Below are 13,188 nucleotides of genomic sequence, written 5' to 3'. Positions count from 1 at the left end.
ATCCACAACATACAATATTCTCATAATCCTAAAAACTTGCTTTTATGATTATCTGTTAAATCCCTATTGTAGTTCTGCCAAAAATAGCCGAGCATTATTACTGCCCGGCTATTCTTTTTTTGTTATCCTAGCGGAAAACTAATCAAATCAAATAATACATCTGTACATAATCGCTGGAGGAATCAAATATTTGTATTCACTATAATCCAATAGACTTAAACATTTAATGATTAAGCATATACAGACCACTGATTAAGCACAACTATATTTTAAAGCGATATGTTATTTTACTGTGCTGAATATCCGCCGTCAATGACCAATTCCGCTCCGGTAATAAATGATGATTCGTCAGAAGCAAGAAATAGCATGCCATTAGCAATATCTTCTGCTTTACCTAAATAAGGCAGAGGAGTTTTTGCTTTAAAGTATTTAAGGTAATTCTCATTTTCAAAAAACGCCTTTGACATAGGAGTCTCAATATAACCTGGATGAATAGAATTAGACCGAATATTGTCTTTTGCATAATCTATAGCTATACTCTTTGTAAAAAGCCGTACTGCGCCTTTCGATGCTGTATATGGACCTGCTCCGGAACCCCCTGTTAGTCCGGCGATTGATGATACATTTATAATCGACCCGCCGCCATTTTCTTTCATAACTGGGAGAACATATTTCGCACTTAAGAAAACACTGCTTAAATTAACTGCCATAAATTTGTTCCAATATTCTAATGTGATATCCTCAAACGGTTGACCAGATTGAGCTATTCCTGCATTATTTACAAGTACGTCAATTTTACCGAAAGCCTTTACACCTTCTGCCACTACTTTTCCCCACGCCTCTTCAGAACTAACATCATGAACTAAACCTAATGCTTCATAGCCATTGCTTGTAATTTCCTTAACAACTTCTTGAAGTCTTTCTTCTTGAATATCTGTTAAAATCACTTTTGCACCCTCTTGTGCAAAAAGCTTAGCAGCGGCTTCACCCATTCCACTTGCCGCGCCGGTAATGATAGCAACCTTGTTCTCTAAACGACCCATTCTAAAACCTCCTATTTTAATATTAAACAGATTTTAATTTGAAGCACTAAGTTTAGTTATTCATCCTTGTAATTATATTGTAAGCGAGATCATCACTCACAATATGAGGGCAATAATTCTATTAAGTTTTTAGATTATTCAATAACCTCCTTACATAATTGTATCATCTTAAACCTAGTAGATAACCCTCCTAACTTTGGTCTCATTACCCCCCTCTCAAATATTTTGTACAGATATAATAACGCTTGATAACCTCCGGGTTAGAATTGCCTCATATTAGTTAATTTACCCCCACTATGTAAATCTTAGTTATTGTTTTCTAACTATCGTCAATTAATAATGCTCTTATTTTCCCCATGGTACAAGAGCAGTAGAGCTAATAAATTCCTCCGAAAAACGAGATTCACCTGAAAGTTCAATGTAATCTACTTTAGGAGCTAAAAGAGCTATTTCTTTTCTTTTATCAACATTTAATAGCGATAGGCATGCCCCGTGACCGGCAGCATTACCAACTACCTTAATTTTCTCAGGAGTTAAAGCAGGGATTAGTCCTATAGTTTTTGCTGCTTCAGGATCAATATAACTACCAAAAGCTCCCGCCATTAAGACTACATCAGGTTGCTTTGCCTGAGCACGTTCCAATAATATGCGGCACCCTGCGGCGAGCGCGGCTTTACCCAATTGCACCTGGCGCACATCGCCCTGTGTAACAACAATAGCCTCTCCTAAAGCAGTTTCCTCCGGCCAGGCTAGAACATATTCCATGCCTTCAGCTCCGTGCCTAAGACGATCATTATTAATACGAGAATTGAACCGCCCACCATCATGTAATATCCCGGCCTTTCTTAATGCTGCCACCACTGCAATTATTCCTGAACCACAAATACCGATTGGCGGCTCGCCACCTATGGTTTCCCAGCGAATTTCTTGGCTTTCCGGTATAAACTCAACTTTGTCAATAGCTCCATTTTGGGCACGCATTCCAAAACGAATCTGTGCTCCCTCGAAGGCAGGTCCGGCAGCCGTTGAACAAGCCCACTGATGTTGACTATTAGCCAGAATTATTTCACCATTAGTGCCAAAATCAATTATCAGTTGAAGTTCATCTTGAAGGTATGGTTCCAATGCCAAAAGTACAGCCATGCTATCTGCTCCTACAAATCCTGCTTTATTAGGCAGGAGATGCAGATTAGCAGCAGGATGCACTGCCATACCAATTGCAGCAGCCGGTAAGTCCAAAGGCTCAGCCCAAACTGGCGGATAAGGTGCAAGAGCCAAATGACGGGAATCTAAACCCAGGCACAGATGATGCATAGCCGTGTTTCCAACCAAAACTACTTCAACAACATTATCAGTCGACACCTGAGCTTTATCACATACTTCTGAAATCAGTTGATTAAGCCCCCTGACAACTGTTGCCCGCATCTGTGTGCTGCCGCCTTTAGTATTTGATGTATAGTGAATTCGCGTCATCACATCTGACCCATAAGCAGTTTGCGGGTTCAATTGTGAGGCCCGACCAAGCAATTGACCACTTCGGATATTAAACAGATATACAACCATAGTTGTAGTCCCCAAATCCACTGCAATACCCAGAATAAGCTCATGATACCCGGATTTTAGGTCCAGAATCTTACGTTCTTGCCAAACAGTAGCTGTAACCTGACCTTTTTCTTCTCTAATAATGTTTGGCAAGCGCATAAGAATATCATGCTCTAAATTTGTTAGCTTTTTAGTATGACTTTTAAAAGTCTGAAGGAAGCGCTCTCCATCAGCCCTTGGGTTGTCCAGAGTCGGCTCAGGCACATGCAAAAATAGCTGGCGCACAGCTGGTTTAAGGGTAATATCTAGGTTTCCATAGCTTTCTTCCAATACTATTACTTGTTCCGGCCTAGTAGCCAGAGGTATTATTACCGTGCCTGCAGAGAGTACCTTAGTATGGCATGCCAACCGCCAACCTTTATCTAGGTCGTCTCCTAACATTTCTATTTCACGTGCCGAAGGAGGAGAAAATGATTCTAGTGGTTCAACCATCACCCTACATGAACCGCAAACACCTCGCCCCCCGCATTCTGCTCTAATACCAACCCCTGCTTTTTGAGCCAATTCAAGAACACTAGCCCCAGTCGTTGCTTCAACATTTATGCCCTGCGGCATAAATTTAATTGTTGTCATCTGCTATCACTCCAAACAGGGTATAGATAATTCCATATATCAAGTTTAATGGAATCGCATAAAATTAATTCCAAACCTTATATTACATTATAACAATTTTTTACTATAATGCAACACCCTTATTGATCGGATTAACGAATAAATTTTACCTTATGAAAATATTTTGGGGTTAAGATTTATATTTTTCAAAGCAACGGGGGCAAGGAAATTGTCAGTTCAACTTCTGCCTTACATGAACTGCAAATACCTGCCCCCCGCATTCTCCCATAATACCTACCCCTGCTTTTTCAAATAACTGCAAATCACTGCCTCTTACCTTTTCATCAAAACTAGGGGTAAAGTTTTACCGTGAGCGCATTGGCCTACAATACTTAAATTGCTAAACCTGCTTTTATTCCATCAGTCATCGCACCTTCGATAAGGTCATCCCCAGCGCAATCACCGACTGTATAAACTTCATAACCATCTTTCTTCAATTTCTCTGCTAATTCAAGATTATGGGTATGTCCTTGGGCGATAATCACATTATCAGCAGGAATTGAATGTTCTTTTCCTTCTTTATCGGTATAAGTGATTGTCTTCTCACCAATGCTTGTTACCTTGCATCCACATAAGCTTTTGACACCAACCTTGCGATTGTGGCTTAAGTGGATCCAACGCCTGAGAAGTGACATTTCCCAACCAAGAGCATATCCCTCTTCAAGAATAGTAACATTACGACCGCGTTCGGCAAGGAATTCGGCCATCTCAACACCAACTAACCCGCCACCGACTATGACCACATTTTTACCTAGCGGCATAAACACTTTACTTCCCAATGCAAGTTTCTTGGGATCGCGTGAAATACCTGTCAATGAGCCGGCCTTAAGCATTAACTTGGTTTTTAGGTCAGTCTTGGCAGCTGCCCCATCACCAGAACCGGTAACCATATTACGCATGTCATCCCCATCAAGAACATGAGTTTGTCTTACACCCGGAATATCCGGTAAGAACCGTTTAACCCCAACCGCACTTACAACAACATCCGGCTTTAGCTTCCGTACATACTCAGGTGTGACCTCTACACCTACTTGAATATCAACCTTAAGCTTCTTAAGCTGTGCTTCAAGGTGTTCAACAAGTTTATAGTTTGCATCATACATAACTGAAGCAAAGAATAGTGTGCCACCGAGAAATTTTTCCTTATCACAAATAGTTACTTTGTGTCCGCGCAGTGCAGCCACTCTAGCTGCTTCCATACCAGCCGGGCCTCCGCCAACTACCAGAACACGCTTTTGTTTAGCGGCCTTTGTAATCTCAAACTCAGCTTCATTAGTACAGACCGGATTTACCCCACATTTTAATTTTGAACTTAAGAATATCTGACTAATGCATTTAAAACAGGCAATACATGGGCGAATATCCTCTAAGCGATCTTCTTTTACCTTATTTGGAAGTTGAGGATCAGCCAAAAGCTGACGCCCCATTCCAATGAAGTCAACAGCACCTTCACCTATTAATTTATTGCCATCTTCCGGCTCAATGCGGCCGACAGCAATAACCGGAATCTTTATTGCAGCTTTAATTTGTCGTGCTTGGGGAACTATATTGCATTTATTAAGAGGGGTATGAGTATCTTGGCAAGCTGTAGACTGAACACCACCTCCATATGCACTGCTGAAAATAGCATCTGCACCGGCCGCTTCTACCATCTTCGCAACAAGGATAGCATCTTCAACAGTTTCTCCTGCAGCCTGATGCATGGTAAATGAATTGATTTTGCATATAATTGGGAAGTCAGGTCCGGTTGCCTTTCTACAAGCCTTGACGATTTCAACTAAAAGCCTGGCCCTATTCTCAAGTGAGCCACCATACTCATCAGTCCGCTTGTTACTAACAGGACTAATGAATGAATCAAGCAAATAACCATGCCCGCCATGAATCTCAATAGCATCAAATCCAATTCGTTTTGCCCTTTCAGCAGCTTCGGCAAACTTTTGTATTACCCAGTCAATATCCTCTTTAGTAGCGACTTTATATTCCTTCTTAACCCCACGCGACTTTGCAAAAGATGCCCCGTCTGAAGCAGTTATATCATTCATTGTCCCGATATCGCCTTGTTTTGGTTCAGGCATCGATGGCACCAAGATCGGAATACCCCTAGTTGGGTCTACATTGGAAGTAGGTCCAGGGTGTTGAAGCTGAGGGGCTACTTTGGCTCCATGCTTATGTATCCGGTCAACCATTTCTTTTAAACCAGGAACATGCTTTTCATCAGAAATACCCAATTGGTATTCAAGACAAACACCATAGGGATGGCCTACCGATACTGAACCCAAAATTATCAACCCAGTACCACCTTTAGCAATCTCCTCATAAAAGCGTATTTCTCTTTCGGTGGTAATTCCTTCATCAGTACTTAACTCGGTACCCATTGCTGTCAGAACTATCCTGTTGCGAAGTTCCATGCTGCCAATACGACCTGGAGACATGAGTTTACTTAATTTTGCCAAGGCTCTCACTCCTAATCTTTTAGAATATTTAATATATTTTATCAGTTTTCAGCCATTTTACATAGGGCCACCGGGGCCACGCAGTGGCCCCGGTATGACAACCAAAAAATTTTTAAGAGATAAGGGGTCAAAAAATCTAGTTAATCCTATTTAGTTAATAATGACTGAAGCCTTATCCCTGAGCATTTCTTTTTCCAAAGAAAAGTGCAAGAACACATACAAACACTAATACACTTAGAACAATGGAAGTTAAGAAGATGTTCTTGATACCCATTGCTAAATCAGGATTTCTTAATAAAACGCCCCATAACACGTTTCCAAGGGTTGCCCCTAAAGATACGGCTAACTGCATAGCACTCATTGCATATACTATCATCGTGTTAGGAAGTGACATTTGGGCACCAATATGAAATATGTTGTTGTATGGGCTCAAACCCCAAATAACAACAACAGCAATAATAAATGTTAAGGAAGTATTAACATCCATCAAGTAAAAACCATAGACAGATACAATTAACAGCAGAATTGTTACCAAAGCATTCCATCTGTAATCTCTTAGGCGGGAAATCAGCCATCCGTTAAAGGCACTGATAAAGAAAGCTACTATTCCTTTACCTGATATAAACATTCCGGACATTGTGGGAGTCAAGCCTTTAACTTTCTGAGCGTATACCGGGAAATAGTAGGATATTGCCACCCCTACCATGATAACGAGAAAACAGGCAACAAAACAGAGTACAAAGGTAAAATTGGTAAAGATACTCATTGATATAATTGGGTTTGAAACACGATTTTCTACAACAATAAATAATATAAGGGATAAGATTGCGCCAGCAATCATAATAAGAATAGTCGATGAACTCCAAGGATATGTTTTGCCGCCTAAGACCGAAACCGCTACCACCAGTACAATAAATACGGTCATCAAAAGCGATCCCGCATAATCTATTTTAGCGTTTGGACTTTTTGGTATTTCCGGCATAAACTTAAACATAAGAAGAAATCCCGTTAAACAAAAAACCATAAGAGTTACAAATATAAAGTGCCAGTTCAAATTATCTACAATAATACCTCCAAGAAGCGGACCGATAATCATCAATGCGGCCATCAAAGAGCCGTAATAGCCAATATATTTGGCCCTCTCTTCCTTTGTGCACACATCCGCAATTACTATCAAGCTGACAGTTATCGAAAAACCTCCGCCGATGCCCTGAACCAATGATAAAGCAATTAACTGAAACATATTTTGGACGAAAAGGCCAAGTATCTCTGAAGCAAATAATACAAGAGCGCCAACAACTAAAACACGCCTTCTTCCAGCCAAATCACTTAGTTTTCCGGCTATCGGTGATACTATGGCTGAACCCATCATAATTGCCGTAAAAACCAAAGCTAAATACTCCATGCCACCGATGGCATCCACTATTTTTGGAAGGGCTGTACTAAGCTGTACAGCATAAAGTTGTGCTGCTGAAATGAATGAAAACAAACCTACTATTAACAAAAATTTTGCCCGAGGAGTTATCTTAACTGGTTCATGAACATTAGCACTCATTCATTTAGTCTCCTTTCAATTTAAACTTCTCAATAGCGCGAATCCTGCTTTTTTCAATTTGTCTTTGGGATCTTATTGGGGCTTGTACACAAGCTGATTAACGAAACAGCTTACCCCAGAACGTGGGTTTTCAACACCAAGTTTAAAAGAATACCGGGCTTAATTAGGTAAAACAATTCATTTTAAATTCAAGTAGGTCATAACGCCTATTTATCACCACCTATGCCAACATCAACCCAAGCACAGATTAGCTCAGAGCCGAAAAACACATATAGCTCCAGGTTTCGGATTAAGCTGATTCGTTTATGCTAGAAGTATAGCGGAGCAGGTATTACAAGTCATAAGGCCAGATTCTCAAATAAGCTTAAACTTTAAATTTAGGAAAATACTAGGTAATCTTATTTAATTTTTCAACTGATAATCGCTCCTTATTTTCTAATTCTTCTAACAATTTGGCTTATAACCTTATTAGCAACACCCCCTTTGGGATTTAGATAAAACTAAAGGCAGGGTCGAATCCTGCCTTTAGTCAATTTTATAGTTTAATGCTACAACTGTAGTTTATATTGTTACTTTAATGTTAAAGAAATTAATTACGTTATCATAATATCAGTACTACGCCAGATATGCGAAGGGACATTAGGGTCATTATTTGACCCCAATGTGACGGGAACGGGGGTTACCTGTTCCTACAAAAAATCTACCATGAACTCGGGTTCGAAGATTTAACAGTAAGGAAGAACGCGCTTTTATTACTACTCAGTCTATCAAAAAATTAAAAGAACATTTAAAAAAATGGGCTCTTGCTCCAGATGGTTGGAAACTTTCTGGCAGCGAAAAAACTATGACATTTCTAAACTTAATGAAATAATAGATAAAGCCACCTCTGAAGATAAAGCAAGAATAAGAGCTAAAATGAATTTCAAAGGATTGTTACTGCAAGTAAGATGAAAAAAATTTTTAGAGATACGAAAAAATAAAAACATTACTCACTTTTTATATTAACAAAAATCCTGCAAAACCTTGCGTGGCAAAGTTCTACAGGATTTTAATTTTGTTCAAGTGTCAAATATGGAATAATATCAGTACTACGCCAGATATGCGAAGGGACATCAGAGTCATCATTTGACCCTAATGTGACAGCCCAGTTTCTACTTGCCCTGGTATTTAACGACTTTATTTGCTTCCTTCCCTTTACCAAGCAGGAGCATAATAACCAGAACAACAACCACTAGAGAAAGTACAAAAGAACTTAAAAAAACGTTCTTGACACCTGCAGCCATATTCGGATTTCTTAACAAGAAACCATATAAAACGTTCCCAAGGGTTGAACCGAGAGCTACAGCTAATTGTATAGCACCCATTGCAGGCACTATTTCAGTATTAGATAATGACATTTGAATGCCAATATGAAAAACACTGCTATAGGCCGCGGATATGCCCCAGAAAACAACTGCAATAATAAGCATTAATATGGACGTCTGAGCATCCATGGTATAAAAGGCAAAACAAGCCGCAGATAATATCACCACGATTCCCAAAGCGTTCCACCTGTATTCTTTAATGCGTGAGATAATCCATCCGTTGAGGGCACAGGCAAAAAAGGCTATGACTCCTTTAGCTGCCATAAACATTCCTGAATAAGTAGGACTCAAGCCCCTAATCTTTTGAGCGTAAATCGGGAAATAAAACCCAATTGCCGTTCCGGCCGCAATTGATATAAACGAAGCAAAAAAACATATTCTGAAAGTAGGATTACCAAAAAGAGTCATCGGCATAATAGGGTTTGCAGTACGCTTTTCTACAAGAACAAACAACCAAACAGCCAATAACGCACCGATAATCATGCCAATAATTATTGGCGAACCCCAGGGATACTGTTTGCCGCCCAAGACAGTAACCAGCACTGTCAGCATAATAGCAACAGTCATCAAAATTGAACCAAGATAATCAATTTGGGTGTTTTTACTCCGAGGTATTTCTGGCATAAAGATAAATATCAGTAATGCTGCTGTCAAACTAAAGGGTATAAGAGCCAAACATATAAAGTGCCAATTTAAATTATCAACAATAACACCACCGAGAAGCGGGCCTATAATTACCAATAAAGCCATCAAAGACCCATACATCCCAATATATTTTGCTCGCTCTTCCTTTTCACAAACATCAGCGATTACTATCAAGCTTACGGTTACTGCAAAACCGCCGCCGATTCCCTGAACCCCCGCTAAGGCAATTAACTGATAAATGTTTTGAACAAATATGCCAAGGCACTCTGATATAAATAATATAAGCACACCGATAAACAAAACAGTCTTTCTTCCGAATAAATCACTTAATTTCCCAGCAATTGGCGACATTATTGCTGCCCCCATCGTAATTGCCGTAAAAACTAAACCAAAATACTCCATGCCGCCAATAGTGTCTGTTATTCTGGGCAATGCAGTTGAAAGTTGATATGCAAAAAGTTGTGCTGCTGAAATGAAGCAAAATAACCCAACTACTAGTAATATTCTTGCCCGCTGGCTTATTTTAACTGTCTCTTGAATTGCAGAATTCATTTGTTTTATTCTCCTTTCAATTATTAACTATTCATTATCAGCCGCGATGGTTCCCTTGTATCCATAAGGATTCCGGGCTCTAAAATTGGCTCATTGCCTAATTTACAGCAACACCTCCTTATCCGAAGTCGTCCTTCTAAACAAATGTATTCACCGCACCGGCTATTGATGTCTTTTAAAATTAATTTGTTCTACGGGCTTGCCAATCAACATAATAATTTTTGACATAAAAAAGGGGAGGGTACCCATAAATTTATTAGTAATTATGGGACACTCCCTTAATCTTTACACACGAGTTTATACTACCGGCTTTTATAATATATAGTATTATAGCTGAGCAATATTATTACCGATTACTTTCTCCAAATCAAGAAGTGTAATAAGGTTATCCTCCATTTTTGCTATTCCGGAGATGTAGTTGGAATCAATGCCGGAAATTATGGTAGAAGGTTTTTCAATAACATTTCCAGGTATCATAATTACTTCCGATACCCCGTCTACCTCTATGCCGACAAGATTATCACCGGCTTCTACCACTACTATCCGGGTCCTTTTTGTACATTCGGTTTCTGTGAAACCAAACTTCCGCTTCAAACTAAAGATTGGGATCACATACCCCCGCAGGTTTATTATACCATCAATAAAATCACCGCTACCCGGAATCTTTGTCGTTTCCTGGTAAACTATAATCTCTTTGACTTTGTTGATTTCCACTCCAAATACTTCTTTCCCCAGCAAAAAAACAACGTATTGTCCTTCATTAAATTTGCTCTCTTCCATCTTGTCACCCCCTAAAGCCGGAACTGTGAAACCATATTCTTTAACTCCCGGGCCATCTGGGCCAACTCTTGGGAAGAACCCGATATCTCTTCAATAGATGCCGTCAATTCTTCTGTAGAAGCCGATACTTCTTCAGCCGCAGACGCGTTCTCTTCAGAAATAAAAGCCACATTCTGCATGGATGAAGTAATCTCCTCAGTTGAAGCAGACATTTCTTCAGTTGATGCTGTATTCTCCTCGGTTATTGCCGCAACATTGCCGACCGCTTTGGATACCTCTCGGCTGTTTGCCAATATGTCATTGATCAACCCCATAATCTTATGTACATTATCCCCGGCGCTCTTAACTCCAATTACTATTTCACTCAAGGATTTACCTGCATCCTGAGCCAGGCCAACACCTGCTTCCACCTCTTTGGTGCCTACCTGCATTGATTCTACGGCTACATTAGTGCCCCTCTGGATATCGGTAATAAGCTGTGCTATTTCCTTTGTAGCTTTGCCTGACCTCTCGGCCAGTTTACGAACCTCATCGGCTACCACGGCAAAGCCTTTGCCATGCTCACCTGCCCGTGCCGCCTCTATAGCAGCATTTAAAGCTAACAAATTAGTTTGTTCCGCAATATCGTCTATAACTTGGATAATGTCACCGATTTTCTGGGAATGTTCACCCAGTTCATGAACCCTCTGGGATGTGTCAAATACTGCTTCTTTAACCTTAAGCATACCTTTAACAGTTTTCTCTACAGATTGCCCGCCATTTTCGGCTAATACACCATTCTGTTCTGATACCTGCTTGACATTTTCCATGCCATCAGCCATTGCATCTATTTTGCTTACCATATCATTAACCATATCAGTTGTTTTGATAACATTTAGATTCTGTTCTCCTGCTCCGGACGCTACCTGCTGAATTGATTGGGCCATCTGGTCCATAACTTGTACTATCTCGGTAACACCTTCAGCCTGAGTGGAAGAACCCTTAGCCACCTGCTCAATAGTCTGGGCTACCTGCTGGGTAACCTTGGCAGCCTCTGCAGAGTTGGAAGACAACTGTTCACTGGTTCCTGCCACAGACTTAGAGGAATTATCTATTTTATGCAGCAAGTCCTTGAGATTGTTTACCATAACAGTGAACGAATCACTCAAATCCTTAATTTCATCATTAGTCTTGATTTTCGGAACAGTAACAGCAAGGTTACCGTCTGCTACTTCTCCGGCAACTGCTGCCAACAATCCAACAGGCTTTGAAATAGCGCGGCTTAAAAAGAATCCTAAAAGAAGACTGATAATAACGGCTGCAGCAGCAATCGCCTGAATTATTTTTTTGCTTGTGGCAGCCCACCTATTTGCTTCATTAACGTAATCTTGATTACTTTCCTTAATCAATGAGTTCCATTCTCTTAACTTTACTTTATAATCGTCTAAAATTCGCCTAGCTTCAGTATCATATTTGAGGGCGGTCTTCGTATCCCCTGACTTAACAGCCTTAAATATATTTTGAGAAGCAAGATCAAATTGTTTAGAAAGCTCTTTTTGCTCAGCTAATGCTTGTTTTGACCCAGCCTCTGTAACAATATTTTCAAGCTCTTCATAAGTTTTTAACTGCTGCTCCCTGGCTGCATTATAAGCATCAATATAACTCTGAGTTCTATATCCCAGAAATCCCCAAACGTTAGCACCCTGTTCCAACTGATAAAAACCTAAATCTGAAGCCAAAACATTTGTCGGCATATTAATTTCCACAATTTCATTATAAGTTTGGTTAATATGGGTAGACGTATTTATACCAAAAGAAGATACAACCAGTAAAATACCTGCAACAAAAATAAATCCGGCCAACATCTTTTTCCCTATTGTTATTCGCATTAAATACACCTCCTAATTTTCCCCATACCCCAGGTATTTTACATTTTTCGACATTATCACCTCCATTTCCTGTTTATTTGCACATTTTTTACAAGCATGCAAAAACCATGCCAGCATTTAGTCTGTTTTATAAATGCAGCTCTCACACGGTTTCCCATCTATTCGCCTGTAATCAAGCCCGGTAATTTACATTCCAAAAGAACTAAAGGGTGTGCCAAAACGCACACCCTGGCTATGTTGTTGCCTCTTAACTTATACTGCTAAAGCAATATTATTACCGATTACTTTCTCCAAATCAAGAAGTGTAACAAGGTTATCCTCCATTTTTGCTATTCCAGAAATGTAGTTGGAATCAATGCCGGAAATTATGGCAGAAGGTTTTTCGATAACATTGCCAGGTATCATAATTACTTCCGATACCCCGTCTACCTCTATGCCGACAAGATTGTCACCGGCTTCTACCACTACTATCCGGGTCCTTTTTGTACATTCGGTTTCTGTGAAACCAAACTTCCGCTTCAAACTAAAGATTGGGATCACATACCCCCGCAGGTTTATTATACCATCAATAAAATCACCGCTACCCGGAATCTTTGTCGTTTCCTGGTAAACTATAATCTCTTTGACTTTATTGATTTCCACTCCAAATACTTCTTTCCCCAGCAGAAAAACAACGTATTGTCCTTCATTAAATCTGCTCTCTTCCATCTTGTC

General features: G+C 39.9%; 8 protein-coding genes and 1 pseudogene. 1 reads left to right on the top strand and 8 read right to left on the bottom strand.

All coding sequences use genetic code 11. The features are described 5' to 3' along the window. Positions 1–287: 287 nt before the first annotated feature. From ABFY19_RS01940 to ABFY19_RS01925, 4 genes are all read right to left on the bottom strand, one after another. Positions 288–1,043, bottom strand: coding sequence for an SDR family NAD(P)-dependent oxidoreductase (locus tag ABFY19_RS01940; RefSeq protein WP_418791588.1), 756 nt, complete (start codon positions 1,041–1,043; stop codon positions 288–290). A gap of 345 nt (positions 1,044–1,388) precedes the next feature. Beyond that, positions 1,389–3,218, bottom strand: coding sequence for an ASKHA domain-containing protein (locus ABFY19_RS01935; RefSeq protein WP_418791587.1), 1,830 nt, complete (start codon positions 3,216–3,218; stop codon positions 1,389–1,391). A 371-nt stretch (positions 3,219–3,589) separates the two neighbouring features. Then, on the bottom strand, positions 3,590–5,710 hold the full coding sequence (locus tag ABFY19_RS01930) for an FAD-dependent oxidoreductase (protein ID WP_418791586.1): 2,121 nt from the start codon (positions 5,708–5,710) through the stop codon (positions 3,590–3,592). A gap of 172 nt (positions 5,711–5,882) precedes the next feature. After that, positions 5,883–7,265, bottom strand: a complete 1,383-nt coding sequence (locus ABFY19_RS01925) for an MFS transporter (protein WP_418791585.1) — start codon at positions 7,263–7,265, stop codon at positions 5,883–5,885. A 718-nt stretch (positions 7,266–7,983) separates the two neighbouring features. Here ABFY19_RS01925 and ABFY19_RS01920 point away from each other — a divergent pair. Further along, a pseudogene (locus ABFY19_RS01920) lies at positions 7,984–8,132 on the top strand (transposase); the annotation flags it as partial. Positions 8,133–8,416: 284 nt separating this feature from the next. On the opposite strand, the gene ABFY19_RS01915 reads toward ABFY19_RS01920, so the two are convergent. The 4 genes from ABFY19_RS01915 to ABFY19_RS01900 all read right to left on the bottom strand — a co-directional run bounded on the left by ABFY19_RS01915 (position 8,417) and on the right by ABFY19_RS01900 (position 13,182). Beyond that, positions 8,417–9,826 (bottom strand): MFS transporter, encoded by a 1,410-nt coding sequence (locus ABFY19_RS01915; protein ID WP_418791584.1) that lies wholly within the window; start codon positions 9,824–9,826, stop codon positions 8,417–8,419. Between the two features lie 327 nt (positions 9,827–10,153). Next, complete coding sequence (locus ABFY19_RS01910; protein ID WP_418791583.1) at positions 10,154–10,606, bottom strand: chemotaxis protein CheW; 453 nt, start codon at positions 10,604–10,606, stop codon at positions 10,154–10,156. Between the two features lie 11 nt (positions 10,607–10,617). Then, positions 10,618–12,474, bottom strand: coding sequence for a methyl-accepting chemotaxis protein (locus ABFY19_RS01905; RefSeq protein WP_418791582.1), 1,857 nt, complete (start codon positions 12,472–12,474; stop codon positions 10,618–10,620). A gap of 252 nt (positions 12,475–12,726) precedes the next feature. Next, on the bottom strand, positions 12,727–13,182 hold the full coding sequence (locus tag ABFY19_RS01900) for a chemotaxis protein CheW (protein WP_418791581.1): 456 nt from the start codon (positions 13,180–13,182) through the stop codon (positions 12,727–12,729). Positions 13,183–13,188 lie beyond the last annotated feature (6 nt).

This window comes from Phosphitispora sp. TUW77 (genome assembly GCF_048453025.1).
In the GTDB taxonomy this organism is placed as follows: domain Bacteria; phylum Bacillota; class Thermincolia; order Thermincolales; family UBA2595; genus Phosphitispora.
This window is presented reverse-complemented; position numbering and strand designations above follow the sequence as displayed.